The organism is Tardiphaga sp. GW822-FHT04G09, from assembly GCF_058800725.1.
Genome location: NZ_JBXAMO010000019.1, coordinates 14,582 through 38,716, shown reverse-complemented (window position 1 = coordinate 38,716; position 24,135 = coordinate 14,582). Strand labels below are relative to the sequence as shown.

The window sequence follows — 24,135 nt, the reverse complement described above, 5'->3', positions numbered from 1 at the left end:
TGCGACCGGAAACGGCTGCGTTAACGATGATCTCGGGCATCGTCGACGAAGGTCTAGGTGCGCGGAGCTGCCGCAGCCGGCTTGGCTTCGCCGGTGGTCGCCTTCGGTGCGGGCTTGGCAGCGGCCTTGGGCTTGGCTGGCGCTGTCGCAGCCGCGGCGCCTGCCGTGGCAGGCTTGCCGGCTGCAGGTTTGGCTGCCGCGGGCTTCGCGGCTGCAGGCTTGGCAGATGTGGCTGCCGCTGCAGGTTTGGGCGCGGCGGCATCCGGCTTGACGGCTGCCTGTCGGGAGGCGGCGGGTTTGGCCGCAGGCTTGGCGGCTGTTTTCGCGTCGGCCGATGCCGCGGGTTTGGCGTCCTTGGTGTCGGCTGCCGCGTCCGGCTTCCTGGCGGCTGTCTTCGTGCCCTTCTTGCCCTTGGGCTTCGGCGTCTGCCGGGCTTCTTCCACCGCATTGGCGGCGATCAGGTCGGCCCCCACTTTCTTCGGCCCGGTATAGACGATCACCGGCTCGACCGGCGCGGCGGCCGCGGCGATCATGTCGACCGGGCGCAGCGTCGGCGGCTGCAGGCCGGTGGTGAAGAACGACATGGCCTGGCTGCTGGCTTCGTTGCTGGCGGTGACTTCATCATCGGCGTCGCTGGCCGGGCGCTTGCGCTTCGGTCCGCACATCTCGTCGCGCAGGTTAGGCGGCGCGGCGTCGATCGGTGCGAGGGCATCCACGGTGCCGAGCGCCGGCTGCAGCCAGGTCAGGCCGCCTGTGCCGCTGTTGAAGCCGCGCTCCAGCAGCTGCGCGGCCTTGACGGCGCGCGCCTGGCCGGACGAGGCGCCGAGCACCACCGCGATCAGCCGCTTGTTGCCACGGGTGGCGGTGGCGACAAGATTGTAGCCGGAGGCGCAGATGAAACCGGTCTTCATGCCGTCGGCGCCGGGATAGCGGCCGATCAGCTTGTTGAAGTTCGGGGTGATGCGACGGCCGAATTTGATCGCGGGAATATGGACGAAATATTCGTATTCCGGCAGGTCGCGGATGATCGCACGCGCAAGGATCGCGAGGTCGCGCGCCGAGGTCACCTGTTCGTCGGCAGGCAGGCCGTTCGGATTGACGTAGTGGGTCTGCGTCATGCCGAGCTTCTGCGCCGTGGCATTCATCATCGCCGAGAAGCCATCGATGGAGCCGCCGACGCCTTCGGCGAGCACGACGGCCATGTCATTGGCCGACTTCACCATCATCATCTTCAGTGCGTTATCGATGGTGACCTGCGTGCCGGCCTTGAAGCCCATCTTCGATGGCGACTGGGCGGAGGCGATCGGCGACACCGTCACCACTGTGTCGAGATTGATGCGTCCCTGCTTCACTGCCTGCAGGGTGACATAGGTCGTCATCAGCTTGGTGACCGAGGCGGGATGCCACGGATAGGTCGCGTTCTCGGCCTGCAGCACCTTGCCGGTATCGGCTTCGACGAGGAGCAGCGCTTCAGCGCTGGCCGTGCGAGGCGCGGCCACGCCCAGCACGAGTGCTGCGGCGAGGGGGAACCAGTTGAATGACAGCAGGCGGCGCGATGCGAAGTGAAACTGCACTATCCGATTCCGGTCCTTTGCGGCCCGCCTGCAGTGCTCCGGCACCGCGCGCAGCAATTCTTGGATTTGAGGTTCGGGGCTCTCGTGTCGGTCTGCCGTCACGCGGCGAGAGCCGCAAACCTATACCGGTCGAGAGCATCAGAACAGTGGCGAGCCGGTTAAATCGGTGATGAAAGGGGCCAAATTTCGACCGGTTCTCCAAAGACATCAAAGGGGTTCGGCGGCATCGGGCAGGCCCATGCTGGCGCGTGCGTCCTCCTGGACCATGAACTGGGCGGCGGCCAGACTGGCGAAATAGCCGCCCTGCATCACGAGTTCACCGAAAGTTCCCGCTTCGATCACGCGGCCGTTCTCGAATACCAGAATGCGCGTCGCATTGCGGATGGTGGACAGCCGGTGCGCGATCACGAAGGTGGTGCGGCCCTTCATCACTTCATCGAGAGCGACGTTCAGCTTGGCCTCGGTCACGGCGTCGAGCGCGCTGGTGGCTTCGTCGAGGATCAGGATCGGCGGGTCCTTCAGCAGTGCGCGGGCAATCGACAGCCGTTGCCGCTCGCCGCCGGACAGCATGCGGCCACGCTCGCCGGCATTGGTGTTGAAACCGTTGTCGCTGCGCTCGATGAAATCGAGCGCCTGGGCGCGGGCGGCGGCAATCCGCAACTCTTCGTCCGTCGCGTCCGGCTTGCCGACGCGCAGGTTGTCGGCGATGGAACGGTTGAACAGCAGCGCCTCCTGGAACACGACGCCGATGTTCCGGCGCAGGCCTGACAGGGTGAGGGCGCGGATATCCATGCCGTCGATGGAGATGATGCCGGATTGCGGATCGAAGGCCCGGTGCAGCAGCGCGATGGCAGTGGACTTGCCGGCGCCGGTGGAGCCGACCAGGGCAATGGTCTGGCCGGGCAGGGCGGTGAAGGACAGATCCGCGATGGCCGGCCGCTTGCCGTCATAGGAGAACGACACGTCGTTGAACTCGACCATGCCCTGCAGCCGGCCGGGGTCCACGGCATCGATGCGATCACGTACCGCAGGCACCGCATCGAGCACGTTCATGAAGTCACGCAGCCGCGGTGCCTCCATGAAGATGGTGTTGATGAAGGAGACCACCTGTTCGAGCTTCTGGATCAGCATCGTCGCGAAAGAGACGAACATCACGATCTCGCCCACGGTGGTGAGACCCTGCTGATGCAGCGCGATGCCGACGGTGAAGATCGCCAGCACGGTGATGGTGGTGGAGGCGCGCGTCATCACCGAGACCAGTGCCCACCATGACAGCACCGGCATCTGCTTTTCGAGCAGCTGGCTGGAGACGCCGCGCAGGCCCTGCACCTCGGCATCGATGCGCGTGAAACTCTGCACCAGCGCGACATTGCCCAGCGCATCGGAGGCGCGGGCGGAGAGGTCGCCGTAATGTTCCTCGACGTCGCTCTGCATGCCCGACGTCTTGCGCACGACCATGGTGGTCAGCACCGTGAACACGACGCACAGGATCACGAGCAGGATCGCCAGCCGCCAGTTCAGATAGATCGACAGTGGCAGCAGCACGAACAGCGAGACGATGGAGGCGAAATGTTCGCGGAAGAAGCCGAGCCAGACGCGCCACAGCGCATCGGTGCCGGCCAGCATCACTTTCATCAGGCGTCCTGAATGCGTGCCGGTGTGGAAGGTCAGCGGCAATTGCATGATGTGTTCGAAATAATCGGTCAGCACCGCCTGGCGCTGGCGATGCGCGAGGCGATCCGCATGAAGTGCCACCACCGCGCCGCAGACGATGGTGAACAGGCCAAACGCGACCCAGGCCGCCAGCAGCGGCCAGGGCGATGCGCCGTCCGCCTGCATCGCGGCCGTCGAGAGATTGCCGGAGAGCACGTCGATGATCCGGCCGAACAGCACCGGCTCGGCGAACTGGGCGCCGGCCAGCAGCAGATTGGCGCCCGCAAGAATCCAGCCGAGGCGCTTCTCCTTGCCGAGCAGCTCCAGCACACGGGTGTAAAGACGGATCATGGGAGGTCACTCAGCGCAGCGCGAACGGGACAACCGATTGCGCATAGTCTAGGCGGGGACGGCAGCCGAATACAGCTTCGGGAAAAGTTGTTCAGTTGAACTTCTTCAGTTGATCTCTTCAGTTGATCTTGCGGCCGACCGAGCCCGGCAGGAAGCTGTCGTCGAAGATGTCGGCGGCGGAAGGGCGCTTCTTGAAGGTAAAATCCTCGGCGATCTCGATGAGCGACGCTTCAAAGCGTGCGGCGTCGATGCCACCCAGCCCGTCGCGGCGGACATCGTCGGTCAGGATATTGTCGGTAATGGCGGTGCGCAGCCGCGTCAGTTCGAGCTCGCGCGAACCACTCTCCATCTGGGTCATGACGTCGGTGATCGCCATGGCCGGGTCCCTGATCGCCAACTGCGTCCCGGCGGTGACGGCGCGAATGAATGCTTTCACGGCCTCGGGCCTGGCGGCGGCGAATTTCGGATTGACGATCAGCGCGAGGCCATAGGCGGCGGAGCCGAATTCGGCAAAGCGAAATACTGCGAGATCGTCGGCGGGGACGCCGCGGTCGCGCAGGTTGACCGCCGAGAGATAGGAGAAGCCGGTGACCGCATCGACCTGGCCGGCCGACAGCATCGGCTCGCGCACCGCGGCGCTGATCTTTTCCTGCTTCACGGCGGCAAGCTTGATATTGTTGCGCTTGGCCAGCGCCGGCCACAGCCGGATCGCAAGATCGCGGTCAGCGACCCCAAGCACTTTCCCTTCAAGGCTGCCGAGCGAGATCACACCGCGGCTCTTGCGGGCGACGATGGCATAGGGGGCGACATTGAGCAGGACGAAGACGGCTTTCACCGTCGCGGCATCTGACTCGCCGCGATAGCGGATCAACGCATTGAGATCGGCCAACGCCATGTCGCTGGCACCGGATGCGACCCGCGCGATGGCCTCCTTCGATCCTGCGGCGACGGTGGTGGTCACATTCAGGTTCTCGGCCCGGTAAAGTCCGCGGGCGTCGGCCAGCACGAAGGGCGCAGCAATCGCGTCGATTGCACGATCGAGCGCGAACTGGATGCTGGCGGGCGTCTTGTCGTCGTCTGCGGCGGCCCGTCCCGAAGATGCGCAAAAAGCCACGGAGCCCAGCGCACTCAGCGAGAGGAGGACATGCCGCCGGGAAATGTTGGTCGCGTTTCTGGGCATCAAGATACTTAACGACTGACGGATCGGCAGTTACCCCGCCGGGCATGTCTGATTGATGGCGCCACGGTGCGACATCTTGCGCGTCGTTTCTACCTGTAAAACGCTGAACGGGAGATGACTGCCCTGATTTGAACACCGATCGTTCAGCTGCCGTTGGGGTTGGGGAACTCATAGTGCCCGAAGTGGTTGGCTAACTGAGGCCCGCAGGGCCAGACGACCACGGAGGACATTGAGATGTTCGTACGAAATGGATTGTTCAAGTCGACTGGCCGCGCCGCCATCGTGGCGACAGTTGCGGCCATGACGATCTCGGCAATTGCGCCGACCGGAGCATTCGCAGCGACTGCAAAGAGCACGAGTCAGGTCGCGGCCACGCACGGCACCAGCGACGCCACTGATTTCAGCAGCGCGCGCCGTCGCCATTATCGCGGTGGCGGTAATGCTGCCGGCCTCGCGGCCTTTGGCGCCATCGTCGGCACCATTGGTGCCATTGCCGCCACGCAAAGCCGCCGCGACTATTACTACGATAACGGTCCGGGCTATGGTTATTACGGCGGTGGCCCAGCCTATTATGGCGGCGGCCCGGTCTATTACGGCGGAGGCCCGTATCGCGGCTATGGCGGTGGCTATGGTTATGACAATTCCCGTCGTATGACCTGGTAATTGCGCGATCGGTCACAGATCGATCCGTCATCGAACTGTCACGTCACTATCAATCGCCGGTCGCGTCCGCGGCCGGCGATTGTTGTTGCAGACACTTGAGGGCCAGGCGTTAACGCGCTGGCCACGGCTTTGAGATAGTGTAGTTGAATGAGTGATTCGCTCGACCGGCTTTATCAGGCGGTGATCGCGGCCAAGGATCTCGATCCGTCGGTCTCGCGAACGGCCCGGCTTTATCAGCAGGGACCGGAAAAGATGGCGAAGAAGCTGGCCGAGGAGGCCATCGAGGTCGTGATCGATGCGATCAACCGCAAGCCCGACGCCGTCATTCGCGAAAGCGCCGATCTTCTCTATAATCTGACCGTATTATGGGCGGCTGCGGGTGTGCGCCCGGAGCAGGTCTGGGCTGAGATGAGCCGGCGCGAAGATATGCTCGGTATCGCCGAAAAGCTTCCGAAGCCCCCGAAACGGCCCAAATCTATCGAGCAAAACGCTGCGCGGCGACCAATTGTCGCGTTGGAAGGTCGTCGCCTCCGCAAGTTGAGCTGAGCTTTTCGTCCCGCGCGTGTCAGCCCGGCCATAGACAAATCGGCCTCAGGGTGGTTCATCGCGGACCATGCTCAGACGAATGTATGACTGGTGTATCGACGCCGCCCACAAGCCCTATGCCCTCTGGATTTTGGGCATCGTGTCCTTCGCGGAGAGTTCGTTCTTTCCGGTGCCGCCGGATGTGATGCTGATTCCGATGGCGCTGGCCCGGCCACAGAAGGCCTGGCTCTATGCGGGCCTCTGCACGTTGACCTCGGTGGCCGGCGGCGTGGTGGGATATCTCATCGGCGCCGTGCTGTATGACTCGGTCGGCCAATGGGTCATTCATTTCTATGGCTACGGCGACAAGGTCGAGGCATTCCGCGCCGGCTATGCCGAATATGGCGCATGGATCATCCTGCTGAAGGGGCTGACGCCAATCCCCTACAAGCTTGTCACCATCACGTCAGGTTTCGCCAACTATAATATCTGGATGTTTGTCGCGCTGTCGGTGGTTGCCCGCGGCGTGCGCTTCTATGTCGTTGCCGTCCTGCTCAATCGGTACGGCGTGTGGATTCGCGAGACCATCGAGAAGCGTCTGGGCCTGTGGGTGGGGCTGGGTGTCGGCGTGCTGGTGCTCGGCTTCATCATTGCATTCCGGCTGTTCTAGATCAGGATGCTTCCCCCGGCGCAGGTGTCGGGATACGTTTCGCATCATGTCTGATTTGACCCGTCTGTTGGCTCCGGTAACCCGCAACTGCGTCGTCGCTGCAACCGCAGCGCTGGCCGTCGGCGCTGCCACCGTGTGTGCCTGGTCGCAGGCCATGCAGCAGCAGCCGGCACCGCAGAAGTCGATCACGATTCAGGTGGTGCCGGCTCCCTCGGCGGCATCCCCGCCTGCTGCGGCTTTCGCGCCCGCGCCGATGGCTGAACAGGCGCCGCCGCCGTCACCGCCGCCGGCGCCCGAGAATCCCGGCCTGTTCAACGAGATCGGCAAGCTGTTCAAGAATTCCACCTCGCTGCTGCCGTCGCTGCCCGCCATGCCCTCGCTGGGGACTGACAGCCTGACCAAGCTGAACACGGTGGTGAAGGGCCGGATGGCCTGCCCGGTCGCGGCCAATGGCGCGCCGGACTGCAAGGCGGCCTCCGACAAACTCTGCCAGAGCAAGGGTTTCAAGGAAGGCAAGAGCCTCGATACCGACGCAGCGCAGAGCTGTTCGCCCAAGGCCATGATCCCCGGCCGCGCGCCGGAGCCGGGTGATTGCAAGACGGAGAATTACGTCACCCAGGCGCTCTGCCAATAGGTCTATGCCGGCAACAGGCCCGCTGTGCGATAGCTCTCTATCAGCGTGTCAAAGAGCGAGATATCCGCGCGACCTCGGGCCATCAGCTGGGCGCCGACAATGGCGGCGAAGATGGCGCGGGCGCGCCGCTCGCTCTCCTCAGGGGTTGCCGCTGTCGCTGCGGTGAGAACCCTGCCCAGCCATGCCACGTTGATATCGGTGAAGGTCCGGACCTCTTTTTTCACCGGCTCCGGCAGGTCATCGTATTCGGCAGCCATGAAGCTGCAGAGGCACATGCGATTGTTGTTTTCGAGGGCCTTGCGGAAGGTCTCGGGATAATGTCGCAGGCAGAGCAGGGGATCCGCGGACTCGGCGAGTAGCGCCTCCAGAGAGGCGGCTGAATCCTCCCAGTAGCGCCTGGCGACGGCGGCACCGAGATCGGCCTTGCTCGGGAAATGATGGTAGATGCTCGCAGCCTTGATGCCGACCTCCGCCGCAAGATCGCGGAAGTTCAGGCCGCCGTAGCCGTGCGCCTGCGCGGTCCGCTTCGCTGCCGTCAGGATGGCTTCCCTGGAATTCGAACTCATATCCGGCCTCACAACCCCGTGTCTGGATCTACCAAGTGGTAGATAGGCGTTGACGCCTGTAAATCAAAGCCGTAAATAAACCTACCAACTGACAGGTAGGGTGAACGATGAATACTCAGATCTCCAATGGCGACGCGATCCCCATGATGACGATTCACGATTGGCACACCGGCCCCTATCCCGGACGGGTCCGGATCGCTCTGGCGGAGAAGAACCTTCAGTCGCGCGTCCAGTTCGTGTCGGTCGATCTCTGGAAGGGCGAGCACAAGACGCCCGAATTCCTCGCCAAGAACTATTCAGGCACGCTGCCGGTGCTCGAACTCGACGACGGCACTTTCATTGCCGAATGCACGGCCATTACCGAATATCTCGACGCGCTTGACGGCGCCCCCGTGCTCACCGGGAGGACGCCGCGCGAGAAGGGCATGATCCACATGATGAGCAAGCGTGCCGAGCTGGAGCTGCTCGACGCCATTAGCGTCTATTTCCATCACGCAACGCCGGGGCTCGGACCCCATGTCGAGATCTATCAGAATGCCGAATGGGGTTTTCGCCAGCGCGACAAGGCGCTCAGGGGCATGGCGTATTTCGACGGGGTGCTGAAAAAGCAGCCGTTTATTGCCGGCGCGTTTTTCTCGATGGCCGATATCACGGTGATTGGCGGTTTGATCTTCGCCGGACTCGTGAAGCTCGAAGTGCCTGCGGAGTGCGCGGCGCTTCAAGCATGGTACGCACGGATGAACGAGCGCCCAAGCGTCAAGAACCGTGTGACGATGTCAGATCCGACCGGCGCGTCCGTCTGAAGTCATTGCCAATGAATGAATGCTTCGATGATCCGGGCGGCCTCAATCGTCCAGGTTGATGGGATAGCGCTCGGCGCCTGGACTTTTTCTCCCGCAGCGCAATTGCCATCCGCCCCCCGCTTCTGGCATCGTCCGCCCGCACCCGGATCGACCGGGGGCGGGCGCGCGCGATTGCGTACCAATCAAGAAAAGAAGTCGAGGAATTTTCCATGTCGATGCCGGCATTGTTCAAGAACCGCCTGTCGCTGCCCGTGATCGGTTCACCGCTGTTCATCATTTCGGTGCCGGATCTCGTCATCGCGCAGTGCAAGGCCGGTATCGTCGGCTCGTTTCCCGCGCTGAATGCGCGTCCGGCGGCGCTGCTCGATGAGTGGCTGCACCGGATCAAGGAAGAACTCGCCGCGCATGACAAGGCGCATCCGGATCGGCTCTCCGCGCCATTCGCGGTCAACCAGATCGTGCACAAGTCCAACAACCGGCTCGAGCAGGACTTGGCGCTTTGCGAGAAGCATAAGGTGCCGATGATGATCACCTCGCTTGGCGCGCGTGAAGAACTCAATCAGGCGGCCCATGCCTGGGGCGGCATCGTGTTTCATGACGTTATCAACCAGCGTTTTGCGCACAAGGCGATCGAGAAGGGCGCTGACGGCCTGATCCTCGTCGCTGCCGGCGCCGGCGGTCATGCCGGCGAAATCTCGCCGCTGGCTTTCGTGGCCGAGACCCGCAAGTGGTTCGACGGCCCGATCGCGCTGTCGGGCGCCATCGCCAATGGTCGCGCCATTCGCGCCGCGCGTATCCTCGGCGCCGACTTCGCCTATATCGGCTCGGCCTTCATCGCCACCACCGAGGCCAATGCGGTGCCGGGCTACAAGAACATGGTTGCGTCGTCGGCTGCGGAAGACATCGTCTATTCGAACCTGTTCACCGGCGTGCACGGCAACTATCTGAAGCCGTCCATCATCGCCGCCGGCATGGATCCGGACAACCTGCCGGAGTCAGATCCGACCAAGATGAATTTCGGTACCGACGCCAGTGGCGAGCGCGCCAAGCCGAAGGCCTGGAAGGAAATCTGGGGCAGCGGCCAGGGCATCGGCAGCGTCGACAGGGTCGTGCCCGTCGCAGAGCTCGTGGCGCGCTTCAAGAAAGAATACGACGAAGCGATCGATCCGCCGCTGTAAGGTCTTTGCTGCGTAGGGTGGGCAAAGCGAAGCGTGCCCACCACGCCGATCGAAGGTGGGCACGGCGCAAGAGCGCCTTTGCCCACCCTGCAAATATCATCAAGCACGGACTTCCAAACAATGGACGCCATCTATCGCGTGGACGGCAATCATGTCGTCACCAGTCCGCATGCCGCGGGGCCGTGGAATGAGACCATGCAGCATGGCTCCGCGCCGTCGGCGCTGGTGACATGGCTGGCCGAGCAGATGCCGACGGCGAGCCCGATGCATGTGACACGCGTCACCATCGATCTGCTGCGGCCGGTGCCGGTCGCGCCGCTCACTTTCGAGACTGAAGTGCTGCGCGAGGGCCGCAAGATTCAGCTCGTCGGCGTCAGACTGATGGCGAACGGCACCCTCGTGGTGCGTGCGACGGTGCTGAAGATCAGGGCGGAGGTGCAGCCGCTGCCGCCGGAGATCGCCGATTCGCCGGTCACGGTGCCGCCGCCGGATCAGGGCGGATTGCTGGAGCCGCGTTACGCGAGCAGTCCCTTCGTCACCGGCATGAGCATTCGCGCTGTCCGTGGTGGCTTCCTGTCCCTGGGGCCAGGCGCGATCTGGTACCGGGCCAACCGGCCGATCGTCGAAGGCGCCGGCCTTTCGCAGGTGATGCGCGCGGTGATCGCGGCAGATTTCAGCAACGGCTCCTCGCCGGTGCTGAGTTTCGACGACTGGACCTTCCTGAATGCCGATCTCACGGTGAGCCTGTCACGCCCGCCGGTGGGCGACTGGATCCTGCTCGATGGTGAAAGCTGGATCGGGCCGGATGGCGCCGGCCTCGCGGCCTCCAAGCTCGCCGATATCCATGGCTATTTCGGCCGGGCGGTGCAGAGTCTGGTGATCGAGAAGCGCTGACCGCCCACGCTCCGGCCCCGGCGAATTATTTTCGGGTTGGCTGGGAACCGATTGATATTGCCCCGGTTATCGCGCGTCAGGGGGCGGTATGGGTTCGACGCACGTGCAAGACGATAAAGCCAGGACCGGCATCTGGGGATTGGATAACATCCTCTCCGGCGGATTCTCCCGAGGTCACATTTTTCTGGTCGAAGGCGCGCCCGGTACGGGAAAGACCACCGTAGCCTTGCAGTTCCTGCTGGAGGGCATGCGGGTCGGCGAAAGATGTCTCTACATCACGCTCTCCGAGACCGATCGCGAGTTGCGCGCCGGCGCAGCGTCCCATGGCTGGACCCTCGACAAGGGCATTGAAGTCTTCGAACTCCTGCCGCCGGAAAGCCTGCTCGACGAGGATCAGCAGCAGAGCCTGCTCTATTCGTCGGATCTCGAACTCGGCGAAACCACCAAGCAGATATTCGAGGCGGTGGAGCGCACGCAGCCGAGCAGGGTCGTCCTGGACAGTCTGTCCGAAATCCGGCTGCTGGCACAAAGCTCGCTGCGCTATCGCCGTCAGATCCTGGCCATCAAACATTACTTCGCGCGATTCGGCACCACGGTGATGATGCTCGACGACCTCACGGCCGAAGTTGCCGACAAGACGGTTCATAGCGTCGCCCACGGCGTGTTGCGGCTGGAAGAGCTGGCGCCCTCCTATGGCGCCGAGCGCCGGCGTGCGCGCGTGATCAAGTATCGCGGCGTCAAGTTTCGCGGCGGATATCACGACGCCACCATCACCACAGGCGGCCTCAATATCTTTCCGCGGCTGGTCGCATCCGAATTCCGGAACAGCATGGATCGCATGACCAAGTCGAGCGGCATTGCGCAACTCGACCAGCTGCTGGGCGGCGGTATCGAGACCGGTTCGAGTACGCTCATTCTCGGGCCAGCCGGCACAGGCAAGTCACTCGTGGCGATCGTCAATGTGGTCGCGGCCGTCAAACGCGGCGAGAAGGCGGCCATGTTTATCTTCGACGAGGAGCTAGGACTGCTGTTCGATCGCATGAAGGGGATCGGAATCGATCTTGCCGCCATGCAGGCGAGCGGTCATCTGTTCGTCGAACAGGTCGATGCTGCTGAATTGTCGCCGGGTGAATTCGCGCATCGCGTCCGTCGTCAGATCGACGAGCACGAGATCAAGACCGTCGTGATCGACAGTCTCAACGGCTATCAGGCCTCGATGCCGGAAGAAAATTCGCTGATCCTGCACATGCATGAGCTGCTGCAATATCTCAACCGCACGGGTGCCGCGACGTTCATGACGGTGGCGCAGCACGGCCTCGTCGGCGACATGAAGGCGCCGGTGGACGTCACCTATCTCGCCGATACCGTGATCCTGCTCCGTTACTTCGAAGCAAGCGGCAGCGTTCGCCGTGCGATGTCCGTGATCAAGAAGCGAACCGGTGCGCATGAGTCGACCATTCGCGAGTACCGGATCGACGGGCGAGGCCTCACGATCGGCGCGCCGCTCAGCGAATTCCAGGGCGTGTTGCGCGGCGTACCCATTTACAACGGTCAAAGCTCTCTGCTTGAGGGAACCTCGGCGTGAAACCGGGGCGTTCCTCCGAGCGCGCCGTCATCCTTGCTCCGACAGGGCGCGATTCTGCAGTGGCTGCGGCATTGATCCGCGAGGCCGGTTTTTACGCGCAGTCCTGCGCGGATTTTCCGGCGCTCCTCGAGGAGATCAAGGGCGGCGCCGGTGTCGCCGTCATCGCCGACGAGGCGATCAAGACCGTCGATCTGCGCGGTCTTGGCCACTGGCTGCACGACCAGCCGTCATGGTCTGATTTTCCCATCGTGCTGCTGACGCGTCAGGGCGGCGGACCGGAGCGCAATCCGGATGCCGCGCGGCTCGGACAGTTGCTGGGCAATGTGACGTTCATCGAGCGTCCGTTTCACCCGACCACATTGATTTCGGTCGTCGGCTCAGCCGTCCGCGCGCGCCGGCGTCAATATCAGACGCGCGCCATTCTCGAAGACCTCGGCGACAGTCAGGGATTGCTGCAGACGGCGCTCGATGCGGGACGGCTCGGGACGCTCGAACTGCATCTGCCCGAACTTCGGCTTGAGGTCTCGGATACGACCAAGGCATGCTTCGGCCGCCGGCCGGATCAGTCGTTCACGTTCAGCGAGTTGCAGGCCGCGGTTCATCCCGATGATCGCGAACAACGCCAGCAGGCGCTCGATGCGACGCTGATGGTCGGCGCGGATTACAATGTCGAATACCGCAATATCTGGCCGGACGGCTCGGTGCATTGGGTCGAGACGCGTGCGCGCATGGTCCGTGGGGCTGACGGCAAGCCGAAAACGCTGGTCGGCGTCTCCGTCGATATCACAGCGCGAAAGTCAGCCGATATCGATCGCGACAATTTGCTGGCGCAGTTGACGGCGGAGCGGTCCGCGCTTGCCGAGCTCACGGCGACGCTCGAACAGCGCGTCGAGGAACGCACCAATGAGCTGATGAAGGAAGTCGCGGCGCGCGAGAAGGCGCAGGACCAGCTGCGCCAGGCGCAGAAGATGGAGACCATCGGCCAGCTCACGGGCGGCGTAGCGCATGACTTCAACAATCTGCTGATGGCCGTGATGGGCAACCTGGATCTGCTGCGCAAGCGCATGCCGGACGACCCGCGACTGAAACGTCTCGTCGATGGCGCGATGCAGGGAGCCGAGCGCGGCGCGTCGCTGACGCAGCGGCTATTGGCCTTTGCACGGCAGCAGGATCTGAAAGCCGTGGCTGCCGATTTGGGCGCGCTGGTTCGCGGCATGATCGATCTACTGGAACGTTCCCTCGGGCCGCGCGTGGCGCTGCGGCTGGATATTCCCGGCGATCTGCCGCGGGCGCGGATCGATCCCAACCAGCTCGAACTGGCGATTCTGAATCTCGCGATCAATGCGCGCGATGCCATGCAGGATGGCGGCTCCATCGATATCAGGGTGAAGAAGCACCTGGTCGGCAAGGGCGACCCGGTGCTGAAGCCCGGCGATTATCTCAAGGTGTCGATTATCGACGATGGCGCCGGCATGTCGCCGGAGACGTTGAAGAAGGCGATCGAGCCATTCTTCTCGACCAAGCCGGTCGGCAAGGGCACCGGTCTTGGTTTGTCCATGGTGCATGGACTGGCCGTGCAGCTCGGCGGCACGCTCGATCTCTCGAGCGTCGTCGGCAAGGGAACGACGGCGACCCTCGTGCTGCCGGTCACCGACAAGGCGCCGGAGGCGGCCGATACGGCCAATGTCACGCGCCATGCCGCGCGCTCTGCCGTGATCCTGTTCGTCGATGACGATCCTCTCATCGCGATGTCGACGACGGAGATGCTGGAGGACCTCGGCCATCGCGTGATTCCCGCGAATTCGGGGCTGCATGCGCTGGAGATTCTGAAAAGCGATGAGCCGCTCGATCTGATGATGACGGATCATGTGATGCCCGGCATGACGGGCATCGAGCTTGCGGCTTATTCCCGCGAAATGCGGCCGTCGCTGCCGATCCTGCTCGCCACCGGCTATGCGGATTTGCCCGAAGGCGCTCAGCTCGACCTGCCGCGGCTTGCCAAGCCGTATCATCAGGATCAGCTCCGGGATCGGCTCGATCAGCTGCTGGGCTGAGCCATCCCGGCAGGGTGGTATCAACCTGCCAGCGGCGCGGCAAAATTAACCATTCATTAAATCCTGTGGAACCAACAATGCCTCAGTCGGGAATCAAACCGATCCAGGGGCCAGCATGGATATCGAAGCCTATTTCGCGAAGACGCCGGCTACGATCGAGGAGATCAAGGCACGCGTGGCCTCAGCTTTCGGTCGTCACCCCCTGTGTCGCGACGTACGGTTCGACATCGTCAGCACGCCCCGCACCGGCAAGGGCGCGAACTGGACCATCAGCATGCAGTCGGTCGCCCCGGACGCGCTGTGGGAAGCTTCCGATATCGTTAGCGATATCCAGGAAGCCTACGTTCTCGCCAACGCTGCCTGAACGTCTAAAGTATTATCGCACCGTTGCAGCATGGTTAGGCCTTAATTAATCTCCATTTGTGAGGACGATACCTCAGGGGTTCCTCAATTGCGGAGACTGGCTTGACGCGCGCGCTGACCCTTCTTGTGCTGGGCTGTCTGCTGCTGACCGGCGTGGCCGTCGCGAGCATTCTCGGCCGCGACAGCATCCCATCGCTGTCCTATGACGACAGCGCCGCACAGAACTCGGTCGCGGTCTCGCGCGGTCCCGTGTCCAATACCCAAGGCAAGAAGGACAAGCTGGCGGTCGCCGGCGCCATGATGGCGTCGCTCGATCCGCAGCAGGTCCCGGGCGTCCAGACTCCTGCGGTCGATGGCAGTCTGTTGCGCCAGGCCTTTGCATCCGACAGTCCGATCGAAGCGCCCGGCGCGACGGTGCTTGCGCCGGTCGTGGTGCCGCAGCCCGCCGCCAAGCCCAAGGCCGCTGCCAAGCCGGCGCAGAAAACCTATACGCTGCTCAGCGATGCGCAGATTTCGGCGATCAAGACCCGGCTCAATCTGACCGCCTCGCAGGAATCCTATTGGCCCGGCGTCGAAGCGGCGCTGCGCAACGTGGCGCGCAGGATCCACGAGACCAAACAGGCCAGTCCTTCTGCCGGCACTCCGCCGATCGATCCCGACAGCGACGAGGTGCAGCAGCTCAAGTCCGCTGCGATGCCGTTGCTGTTCCAGTTGCGTGAGGATCAGAAGCGCGAAGTCCGTGCACTGGCGCGCATGATCGGGCTCGAGAAGGTCGCGTCCGCGATCTGAGCGCCTGTCACATGCGGCCCGTCGGCGACGCATGACTGTCACAACCCGCAACGGACAAATTGTCGCGCCTGTCATCCGGGTTTCGCATCCGTCGTGCAGAGATTAACGCCTCTTAACCTGTAACGGGGGCGTTTCATGACCGATTTTACAGCTACTCAATCCATTTCAGAGAGCGGGGCCCTCGAACCGGCGTCCCGGCCGAATCTCGACAAGGGCTTCAACCCGCTGACGATGATCCTGTTTTTTGGGATCCTGGCGGCTGGCCTCCTGTTCGTCGCCTACAGCATTTATGTCGACGTCAATGCCACCGGCACCCGCGTCACCAGCTACCTGCCCTACCTGCTGCTGCTCGTGGCGCTGCTGATCGCGCTCGGCTTCGAATTCGTCAACGGCTTCCACGACACCGCCAATGCGGTGGCCACTGTGATCTACACCCACTCGCTGCCGGCGGAATTCGCCGTGATGTGGTCGGGCTTCTTCAACTTCCTCGGCGTGCTGTTCTCGACAGGTGCGGTAGCCTTCGGCATCGTCTCGCTGCTCCCGGTGGAATTGATCCTGCAGGTCTCCAGCGGCGCCGGCTTTGCCATGGTGTTCGCGCTGCTGATCGCGGCGATCATCTGGAATCTCGGCACCTGGTATCTCGGCCTGCCGGCCTCCTCGTCGCACACCCTGATCGGTTCGATCATCGGCGTCGGTATTGCCAACGCGCTGATGCGGGGCCGCGACGGCACCTCGGGCGTCGATTGGGGCAAGGCCACCGAAATCGGCTATGCGCTGCTGCTGTCCCCGCTGGTCGGCTTCGCCTGCGCCGCCATCCTGCTGCTGGTGCTGAAGTTCGTGGTGCGCAATCCCGCTTTGTACAAAGCTCCGGACGGCAACAAGGCGCCGCCGCTGTGGATCCGCGGCATCCTGATCGCCACCTGCACCGGCGTGTCCTTCGCGCATGGTTCGAATGACGGTCAGAAGGGCATGGGCCTGATCATGCTGGTGCTGATCGGCACCGTGCCGACTGCCTATGCGCTGAACCGCGCATTGCCGGAATCTCGCGTCGCCCAGTTCCAGACCAACTCCATCGCAGCCGCCAAGGTGATAGCAGCCAAGGGTGCCGGTCACAGCATCATCGGCGATCCCCGCCCGGCGGTGACCACCTATGTCTCGCAGCACAAGATCAGCGAAGGTACCTATCCGTCGCTCGCCGTTCTCGTGCAGCAGGTCGGCGATCAGGTCCGCACTTACGGCACGCTCGACAAGGTACCCGCGGAATCCGTCGGCAACACCCGTAACGACATGTATCTCGCATCGGAAGCCATCCGCTTTCTGATGAAGGACAAGGAAAACGACCTCAACAAGGAAGATGTCGCGACCCTCAATGCCTATAAGGGCTCGCTCGACGCCGCCACCAAGTTCATCCCGGATTGGGTGAAGATCGCGGTGGCTATCGCGCTCGGCCTCGGCACCATGGTCGGCTGGAAGCGCATTGTCGTCACCGTCGGCGAGAAGATCGGCAAGACGCATCTGACCTATGCGCAGGGTGCTTCGGCCGAACTCGTGGCTGCGGCCACCATCGGCGCAGCCGACGTGTTCGGTCTGCCGGTCTCGACCACCCACGTGCTGTCGTCCGGCGTCGCCGGCACCATGGCGGCGAACGGTTCGGGTCTGCAGATGGCCACCATCCGCAACCTGCTGATGGCCTGGGTGCTGACGCTGCCTTGCGCCATCATGCTCTCGGCCTCGCTCTACGTACTGTTCAGCCAGTTGTTCTGAGGACAGACGAGGCCGCTGCGGAAACGCGGCGGCCTCGTTCTTTCGGACCACCAAAAGAAAAGGCCCGCGCATCATCTGCGCGGGCTTTTTGTCATTGTCGGATCGATGATGGTCGGATCGTAGGATGGGTAGAGCGCAGGCGCCCCGCGCCGAAGCGAAACCCATCACCGCAGATCGCGAAGATGATGGGTTTCGCGAAGTCGCTCTACCCATCCTACGATTTAGGCCCGCGTCAGGAACTGCTCTCGCGATGCACGTCGTGCACGACGATGCCTTTGCCTTGCTCCGGCAGCGCCAGCCAGTCGCGGCGCTTCAGGGTGCGGCGGGTATCGTCGAGGCCGCTCTGCCAGTGTTCGCGCATCGAGGTCGCCGAGAATTCGTGATCCTTGGAGTCGCCCTCATAGGCTTTCTGCTGGTAGATCATCTGCAGGATGGTGATCTCCGGCAGATCCGACAGGCTGTCGCGCCGCGCGCGTTCCTCATCGCTGAGCTGATCGTCGGGAATGCGCTGCAGCGCGTTGTAGAGCTCCGACTTCAGATTGTTCATGCGCCGGTAGATGTCGGTGTTGTGGCGGGTGCGGGACGAATAGACGATGTCCTTGTGCCGGGCCAGGACCTCCTGGATATCGCGTGGCAGCGCGCCGCGGGCGCTGAACAGGTCGACCTGGAAGACCAGCGAATTCATCTTGTCCTCCTGATCGAGCAGATGCTGCAGCGGCGTGTTGGACACGATGCCGCCGTCCCAGAAATGATCGGTGCCGATCTTCACCATCGGCAGGGCCGGCGGCAGTGCACCTGATGCCATCACGTGTTCGGGCGCGATGACTTCCTTCTTGTTGTCGAAATACAGGAAGTTGCCGGTGATGACGTTCACTGCGCCGACGGCGAAGTGCGTCTTGCGCGCATTGATCAGGTCGAAATCCACCAGTTCGAGCAGGGTGTCGCGCAGCGGCGAGGTGTCGTAATAGCTCGTTGCCGTCTTCGCGCCGGCCGGGCTGAACCACGGGTTGATCTCGTGTGGCTTGAAGAAGCCGGGCTGACCAAGTGTTGTGGTCATGAACGAGCTCGCGAGGTTGCGGGCCTTGCGGTAGACGTCGCCGTCCGGTGTGTAGTGCCAGACCTTGCGGGCGGTGATGCGGTCCCAGAATATCTGCAGTCTTTCCAGCCGGTCTTTCGGCGGATTGCCGGCGATGATCGCCGAATTGATGGCGCCGATCGATACGCCGCATACCCAGTCCGGCTCCATGCCTTCTTCATGCAGTGCCTGATACACGCCGGCCTGATAGGCGCCGAGCGCGCCGCCGCCTTGCAGCACGAGAGCCACACGATCGCAGCGGTCGGGGCGCCAGCCGGTCTCGGCCGTCATGTCTGAATCGGGTGTCCGCGCATCCATCTGGGTATTCTCCTCAACGATCACGTTGGCGGCAGAATTCAGATGAGCAGTGACGGCGTTGTGACAGATGGCAAAGTCGATGACTGCGCATCAGTCCATGATGCGCGTCACGCCGCTGAAGGAAATTCCTCACACCGTCGTCAAACAGCATCGCTAGCAAAGACGCAGATATTAATGTTTGTTTACGAAGGGCTGCGCATATGTTGTCTGGAAAGTCCGCCATCATCACCGGCTCGACCAGCGGCATCGGTCTTGGTATTGCGCGCGGCCTCGCGACCAGCGGTGTCAATATCGTGCTCAACGGCTTCGGCGATGCCCATGAGATCGAGGCAATCCGCAGCGAGATCGCCGACAGGCATCAGGTCCGGGTGCTCTATAGCGGCGCCAACATGGCCGACGGCAATGACATCGCGGCGATGATGGCGCAGGCCGAGCAGGAATTCGGCGGCGTCGATATCCTGGTCAACAATGCCGGTATCCAATATGTCGCGCCGCTCGAGGAGTTCCCGGTCGAGAAGTGGGACGCGATCGTGGCGATCAATCTGTCGAGTGCGTTTCACACCACACGTCTCGCGATCTCCCACATGAAGGCGAAGTCCTGGGGCCGCATCGTCAACATCGCGTCGGCCCATGCGCTGGTCGCCTCGCCGTTCAAGTCGGCCTATGTCGCGGCCAAGCACGGCATCGCCGGCCTGACCAAGACGGCGGCGCTGGAAGTGGCCGAACACGGCATCACCGTGAATGCGGTATGCCCGGGCTATGTGATGACGCCGCTGGTCGAAAAGCAGATCCCGGAGCAGGCCAAGGCGCGCGGTATCACCGAGCAGCAGGTGATCTCGGACGTGCTGCTCGCCGCCCAGCCGACCAAGCGCTTCGTGACCGTCGAAGAATTGTCCTCGGTCGTCAATTTTCTCTGCACCGATCACGCCCGTTCGATCACCGGCATCACGCTACCGGTCGATGGCGGCTGGACTGCACACTGAATTCAACCCAGCGATTTTTCACCTTAGGAGTTTCCGATGCGCCAGGAAGACATCCTCCGACTGCCGTCGATGCCGATGGCCGGCCCGAGCTATCCCGCCGGTCCCTATCGCTTCATCAACCGCGAATTCCTGGTGATCACCTACGAGACCGATCCTGATGTGATCCGGATGGGTCTGCCCGAACCGCTGCAGCCGATCGAGCGGCCCATCGTGCACTATGAATGGATCAAGATGCCGGACTCATCCGGCTTCGGGAGCTATACCGAGACCGGCCTCGTGATCCCCGCACGCTTCAAGGGCGAGGACGTCAACTTCGTCTCGCAGATGTATCTGGACGATGATCCGCCGATCGCTGCCGGCCGCGAGATCTGGGGCTTTCCGAAGAAATACGCGCATCCGAAGCTCGAAGTGGTCAAGGACACGCTGACCGGTACGCTGGAATATGCCGGACAGCAGGTGGCCATGGGCACCATGGCCTACAAGCACGGCGCCATGGCCGGCAACGGCGAGGCCACCCTTGCCACGCTGGCCAAGACCCAGATCAATCTCAAGCTGATCCCCGGCGTCGATGGCAGCGCCGAAGTGTGCCAGCTGGTGGCGATCAACCTGACTGATATCACCGTGAAGGGCTCATGGTTCGGCCCCGGCCGCCTGCATCTGATCCCGCATGTCAACGCGCCGGTCGCCGACTTTCCGGTGCGCCGCGTGATCGGTGCGCATCATTTCCTGGCCGACCTGACATTGCCCTATGGCCGCGTCGTCCATGACTACAACAAGCAGAGCGATACACTCGCCGAAGCCGCCGAATAGAGCATGATCCGGAAAAGTGGAAACCGGTTTTCCGAACGGATCATGCGCGAGCAAAACGGCGACTGACATACCGCTGTAACAAGGACCTCATTAAGTGCCTGCGGCGGACTGACACAGTCGGAGAGCCGCAGGCAGGTTTTTTTATTTTTTGGTGGCGCATGCGTATTGCGTGGCGTGAAGAACAGCTGGTGCCCGATGCAGTTTGAGGTCCCGGTCGCATCCCCAGAAGTGATGCCGATATCCGGCGCGTCCGAGCCGATTCCGGGTCTGGTGTGGGCCTTTCGCATCCATTCCGACGGCAAGCCTGAGCCGTTGCCGGTCGATGCGGGTATCGACATCGCCCATGGCGGAGTGCTCTGGCTGCATTTCAATCTCGCCGATACGCGCGCTTTGCAATGGCTGTCACAGATTCCGCTGCATGCGCCGCAACAGGCGCGCACCCTGCTGTTGTCGAAGGACACGTATCAGCAGCTTCACGCTACCGATGACAGCATCTATGGCGTGATCTCGGATCTGTTGCGCGATATCGACGAGGCGACCGACGACACCGGTTATCTGCGCTTCGTGATGACCGAGCGGCTCCTGATCAGCGGCCGGCATCATGCGCTGTGCGCTGTCGATGCGACGCGCCGTTCGCTCGAGCAGGGACTGCGGGTCGACAGTATGGCCGCGCTGCTTGAGACGATCGTGGAGAATGTCGCCGACACCATGGACGGCGTCGCCGACAGTTTGGCGATATCGCTCGATGAAATCGAGGAGCAGGTCGTTTCCGGCGATTCGCGCGACATGCTGCAGAAGCTCGGTCGTCTGCGCCGGACCTGCGTGCGGCTGCATCGGCAGCTGTCCGGGCTGCGCATCGTGTTCCAGCGGCTGGAGGCCAAAGGTCAGCGTGAGTTGAAACCGTCGCTGCAGCTGCGTGCCGGCAAGCTGGCGCAGCGGCTCGACGGGCTGGATCACAATGTGGTCGAGATGCGCGAGCGCAGCCGGTTGCTGCAGGAAGAACTGCATCTGCAGATCGAGGAACGCGGCAATGAAAGCCTTCGCGTTCTTTCAGTGCTAACCGCACTGCTGCTGCCGCCGACGCTGGTCACCGGCATCTTCGGCATGAACACCAAGGGCCTGCCGCTGACCGATGTCGAAACCGGATTTCTCTGGGCGGGGGCGCTGATCCTGGTGTCGTCGGCGTCGGCCTATGCCGTGATGAAGCGCCTCAAGATCATCAGGTAGCTATCATGGTTGGTGCGTTGTCGTGCTGGATGATTCGTGCGATGGCGGCGCTCGCCGGCCTTGTCGGCTGGGGCGTAATCTCGCTGTCATCGGCGCATGCCGGCGACTGGCGCGATAGTGGACTGAAGCCGATCAACGATAGGCTCGCCGAATGGGGCGTTGCGCTGTCGGCCACCTATATCGGCGAGGCGCTCGGCAATGCCTCCGGCGGCATCCGGCGCGGCGCGGTCTATGAAGGCCGGTTCGATTTCGGCGTCGATGTCGATCTCGACAAGGCGGTGGGCTGGAGCGGCGCGACCTTTCACGCCAATGTCTATCAGATCCACGGACCTGGCCTGTCGCGCGACTATATCGGCAATCTGATGCTGGTCAGCGGCATCGAGGCGCTGCCGGCGACGCGGCTCTATGAATTCTGGATCGAGCAGGCGCTGTTTGGCGGCAAGCTCCTCGTGAAGGTCGGTCAGCAGCCATCCGATATCGAATTCATCGACAGCAAGTATGACGACATCTTCGTCAATTCGGCGCTGGGCTGGCCCGGCATCACCGGCGTGATCCTGCCGGCGGGCGGACCGTCGCCGCCGCTCGCCGTGCCGGGCGTTCGTTTCAAGGCCAGCCTGTCGGATGCGTTCACGGCCTATCTGGCGGTGTTCAATGGCAGCGCGGCAGCGCCCGGTCCGAATGATCCGCAAATTGCCAACGCGCATGGTCTCGCATTTCGCGTCAACGATCCGCCGTGGATCATCGGGCAGCTGAAATACAGCTACAGGCTCGGGCCATCCGGGCTGCCGGGGTCGATCACGGCCGGAGGCTGGGTGCATCTCGCCGAATTCGATGACGAGCGCTGGACCGCGCAGGGCCTGTCGCAGGCCGATCCGGCCGGCACGGGCGAGCCACTGATGCGGCGCGGCAATCGCGGAGTTTTTGCCGTTTATGAGCAGGGGCTCGCCGTCAGCACCCTCGGCCCGGACAAGGGCATCGGCTTCTTTGCGCGCACATCGATCAGCCCGTCCGATCGCAATCTGATCAGCTTCTATCTCGATGGCGGCATTCAGGTCTCAGGTTTTTCGGCGGAGCGGCCTGACGACAGGTTCGGCATCGCCATGACCTATGCACGCATTTCGGATGGTGCGCGCGGGCTTGATCGTGACGTCCAGCTTTTCACCGGCATTCAATCGCCGATTCGCGATTTCGAAGCCGTGCTGGAAATGACTTATCTCGCAATGGTCGCGCCGGGCGTGGCGGTGCAGCCGGTGTTTCAATATGTGATGCATCCCGCCGGTGGCGCCGTCGATCCCAACGACGCCACACAGACGAAGCGTATCAAGGACGCTGCGGTATTCGGCGTCCGCACCACCATCAATTTCTGAAATGACTCAGCAGGCCGCTTCAGCCGGCGTTTTACTCAGGCCCGCAGCGGCGTCGGCGATCATCTCATAGGATTTCAGCCGCGTGGCGTGGTCGTAGACGTCGGAGACGATCATCAGTTCATCCGCGCCGGTCTCCTCGACCAGCGCAGCGACGCCGGCGCGAACCGTCTCCTTCGAGCCGATGATCGAACGACGCAACATCCCCATCGCCTGCATCTTCTCGGCCGGCGACCAGTAGGTCTCGATATCGTCGATCGGCGGCGCGCTCAGCCCGCGGGTGCCGCGGAACATGTTGGTGAACGACATCTGCTGCGTGGTCCACAGCCGCTTCGCCTCGGCGTCGGTGTCGGCGGCGATGATGTTGACGCCGACCATCGCATGGGGCTTCGTCGACTGTTCGGATGGTTCGAAGTGCTGGTGATAGATCTGCAGGGCCTGCAGCAACTGGTCGGGCGCGAAATGCGAGGCGAAAGCATAGGGCAGGCCGAGGGCCGCGGCGAGCTGCGCACCATAGGTCGAGGAGCCGAGAATCCATAGCGGCACGTCGGTGCCTGCGGCAGGCACCGCCTGCAGGCGCTGGTTTGGGCCGGCGGGGGCGAAATAGGCCTGCAGCTCCTGGACGTCCTGCGGGAAGTTATCTGAATTCTGCAGTGAGCGGCGCAGCGCCCGCATGGTCATCTGGTCCGTGCCGGGTGCGCGGCCGAGGCCGAGATCGATGCGGCCGGGAAACAGCCGGGCCAGTGTACCGAACTGCTCGGCGATGACGATGGGGGCATGGTTCGGCAGCATGATGCCGCCGGCGCCGACGCGAATGGTCTTGGTGCCCGCCGCGATATGGCCGATCACCACCGATGTCGCGGCGCTGGCGATGCCGATCATGTTGTGATGTTCGGCCACCCAGAAGCGCTGATAGCCCCATTTCTCCGCATGGCCGGCCAGATCCCGGGAATTGTCGAGTGCGCCGCGCGCGTCGGTGTCCTGGGTGACGCGGACGAGGTCGAGGATCGAAAGTGCGGTCATGACGGGGCTCCCATTGCCCTCGGCATGTGGGAACGGCGGCGGCAGATTGCCAGCCGTCTGCATGGCCGGCATGGCTGCCCGGCGTTCCC

22 protein-coding genes are annotated in these 24,135 nt (G+C 63.0%); 16 read left to right on the top strand and 6 right to left on the bottom strand.

The window, feature by feature from the left end; all coding sequences use genetic code 11:
- Nucleotides 1–53: 53 nt before the first annotated feature.
- The 3 genes from AC1RLZ_RS24545 to AC1RLZ_RS24535 form a co-directional block, all read right to left on the bottom strand.
- The gene (locus tag AC1RLZ_RS24545) at nt 54–1,574 is read right to left on the bottom strand and encodes a D-alanyl-D-alanine carboxypeptidase family protein (RefSeq protein WP_493190734.1); all 1,521 of its coding nucleotides are present in this window, start codon (nt 1,572–1,574) and stop codon (nt 54–56) included.
- 207 nt (nt 1,575–1,781) lie between these two features.
- On the bottom strand, nt 1,782–3,578 hold the full coding sequence (locus tag AC1RLZ_RS24540) for a glucan ABC transporter ATP-binding protein/ permease (RefSeq protein WP_493190733.1): 1,797 nt from the start codon (nt 3,576–3,578) through the stop codon (nt 1,782–1,784).
- A gap of 118 nt (nt 3,579–3,696) precedes the next feature.
- Nucleotides 3,697–4,758, bottom strand: a complete 1,062-nt coding sequence (locus AC1RLZ_RS24535; RefSeq protein WP_493190732.1) for an ABC transporter substrate-binding protein — start codon at nt 4,756–4,758, stop codon at nt 3,697–3,699.
- 234 nt (nt 4,759–4,992) lie between these two features.
- On the opposite strand from AC1RLZ_RS24535, the gene AC1RLZ_RS24530 reads away from it, so the two are divergent.
- From AC1RLZ_RS24530 to AC1RLZ_RS24515, 4 genes are all read left to right on the top strand, one after another.
- On the top strand, nt 4,993–5,421 hold the full coding sequence (locus AC1RLZ_RS24530; protein WP_371425942.1) for a hypothetical protein: 429 nt from the start codon (nt 4,993–4,995) through the stop codon (nt 5,419–5,421).
- Nucleotides 5,422–5,568: 147 nt separating this feature from the next.
- On the top strand, nt 5,569–5,967 hold the full coding sequence (gene hisE, locus AC1RLZ_RS24525) for a phosphoribosyl-ATP diphosphatase (protein ID WP_371425944.1): 399 nt from the start codon (nt 5,569–5,571) through the stop codon (nt 5,965–5,967).
- Between the two features lie 67 nt (nt 5,968–6,034).
- Complete coding sequence (locus tag AC1RLZ_RS24520) at nt 6,035–6,616, top strand: YqaA family protein (protein ID WP_371425946.1); 582 nt, start codon at nt 6,035–6,037, stop codon at nt 6,614–6,616.
- A gap of 46 nt (nt 6,617–6,662) precedes the next feature.
- On the top strand, nt 6,663–7,250 hold the full coding sequence (locus tag AC1RLZ_RS24515; RefSeq protein ID WP_493190731.1) for a hypothetical protein: 588 nt from the start codon (nt 6,663–6,665) through the stop codon (nt 7,248–7,250).
- Between the two features lie 2 nt (nt 7,251–7,252).
- Here the strand turns inward: AC1RLZ_RS24515 and AC1RLZ_RS24510 are convergent, their stop codons facing one another.
- Complete coding sequence (locus AC1RLZ_RS24510) at nt 7,253–7,816, bottom strand: TetR/AcrR family transcriptional regulator (protein WP_493190730.1); 564 nt, start codon at nt 7,814–7,816, stop codon at nt 7,253–7,255.
- 146 nt (nt 7,817–7,962) lie between these two features.
- Between AC1RLZ_RS24510 and AC1RLZ_RS24505 the strand changes: the two genes are divergently transcribed.
- From AC1RLZ_RS24505 to AC1RLZ_RS24470, 8 genes are all read left to right on the top strand, one after another.
- The gene (locus AC1RLZ_RS24505; protein WP_493190794.1) at nt 7,963–8,619 is read left to right on the top strand and encodes a glutathione S-transferase; all 657 of its coding nucleotides are present in this window, start codon (nt 7,963–7,965) and stop codon (nt 8,617–8,619) included.
- A 209-nt stretch (nt 8,620–8,828) separates the two neighbouring features.
- On the top strand, nt 8,829–9,797 hold the full coding sequence (locus tag AC1RLZ_RS24500) for an NAD(P)H-dependent flavin oxidoreductase (RefSeq protein ID WP_371425952.1): 969 nt from the start codon (nt 8,829–8,831) through the stop codon (nt 9,795–9,797).
- 120 nt (nt 9,798–9,917) lie between these two features.
- The gene (locus AC1RLZ_RS24495; RefSeq protein WP_493190729.1) at nt 9,918–10,691 is read left to right on the top strand and encodes a thioesterase family protein; all 774 of its coding nucleotides are present in this window, start codon (nt 9,918–9,920) and stop codon (nt 10,689–10,691) included.
- Between the two features lie 103 nt (nt 10,692–10,794).
- Nucleotides 10,795–12,276 (top strand): ATPase domain-containing protein, encoded by a 1,482-nt coding sequence (locus tag AC1RLZ_RS24490; RefSeq protein ID WP_493190728.1) that lies wholly within the window; start codon nt 10,795–10,797, stop codon nt 12,274–12,276.
- Nucleotides 12,273–14,330, top strand: a complete 2,058-nt coding sequence (locus tag AC1RLZ_RS24485) for an ATP-binding protein (RefSeq protein ID WP_493190727.1) — start codon at nt 12,273–12,275, stop codon at nt 14,328–14,330. Before AC1RLZ_RS24490 ends, AC1RLZ_RS24485 begins: the two co-directional genes overlap by 4 nt.
- Before the next feature lie 115 nt (nt 14,331–14,445).
- Nucleotides 14,446–14,694: a hypothetical protein gene (locus AC1RLZ_RS24480; RefSeq protein ID WP_493190726.1), complete on the top strand. Its 249-nt coding sequence runs from the start codon at nt 14,446–14,448 to the stop codon at nt 14,692–14,694.
- A 101-nt stretch (nt 14,695–14,795) separates the two neighbouring features.
- Nucleotides 14,796–15,482 carry a hypothetical protein gene (locus tag AC1RLZ_RS24475; protein WP_493190725.1) on the top strand — a complete coding sequence of 229 codons (687 nt, stop codon included), beginning with the start codon at nt 14,796–14,798 and terminating at the stop codon, nt 15,480–15,482.
- Nucleotides 15,483–15,617: 135 nt separating this feature from the next.
- Nucleotides 15,618–17,246 (top strand): inorganic phosphate transporter, encoded by a 1,629-nt coding sequence (locus tag AC1RLZ_RS24470; protein ID WP_493190724.1) that lies wholly within the window; start codon nt 15,618–15,620, stop codon nt 17,244–17,246.
- Nucleotides 17,247–17,478: 232 nt separating this feature from the next.
- On the opposite strand, the gene AC1RLZ_RS24465 is transcribed toward AC1RLZ_RS24470, so the two are convergent.
- The gene (locus AC1RLZ_RS24465) at nt 17,479–18,639 is read right to left on the bottom strand and encodes a patatin-like phospholipase family protein (protein ID WP_493190723.1); all 1,161 of its coding nucleotides are present in this window, start codon (nt 18,637–18,639) and stop codon (nt 17,479–17,481) included.
- A gap of 200 nt (nt 18,640–18,839) precedes the next feature.
- Here AC1RLZ_RS24465 and AC1RLZ_RS24460 point away from each other — a divergent pair, with 200 nt between their 5' ends.
- The 4 genes from AC1RLZ_RS24460 (at nt 18,840) to AC1RLZ_RS24445 (ending at nt 23,026) form a co-directional block, all read left to right on the top strand.
- Complete coding sequence (locus AC1RLZ_RS24460; RefSeq protein WP_493190722.1) at nt 18,840–19,622, top strand: 3-hydroxybutyrate dehydrogenase; 783 nt, start codon at nt 18,840–18,842, stop codon at nt 19,620–19,622.
- Between the two features lie 36 nt (nt 19,623–19,658).
- Complete coding sequence (locus AC1RLZ_RS24455) at nt 19,659–20,432, top strand: acetoacetate decarboxylase (protein ID WP_493190721.1); 774 nt, start codon at nt 19,659–19,661, stop codon at nt 20,430–20,432.
- Between the two features lie 195 nt (nt 20,433–20,627).
- The gene (locus tag AC1RLZ_RS24450) at nt 20,628–21,659 is read left to right on the top strand and encodes a transporter (protein ID WP_493190720.1); all 1,032 of its coding nucleotides are present in this window, start codon (nt 20,628–20,630) and stop codon (nt 21,657–21,659) included.
- Between the two features lie 41 nt (nt 21,660–21,700).
- On the top strand, nt 21,701–23,026 hold the full coding sequence (locus tag AC1RLZ_RS24445) for a carbohydrate porin (RefSeq protein WP_493190719.1): 1,326 nt from the start codon (nt 21,701–21,703) through the stop codon (nt 23,024–23,026).
- Between the two features lie 6 nt (nt 23,027–23,032).
- Here AC1RLZ_RS24445 and AC1RLZ_RS24440 read toward each other — a convergent pair whose 3' ends face one another.
- Nucleotides 23,033–24,046, bottom strand: coding sequence for an LLM class flavin-dependent oxidoreductase (locus tag AC1RLZ_RS24440; RefSeq protein WP_493190718.1), 1,014 nt, complete (start codon nt 24,044–24,046; stop codon nt 23,033–23,035).
- Nucleotides 24,047–24,135 lie beyond the last annotated feature (89 nt).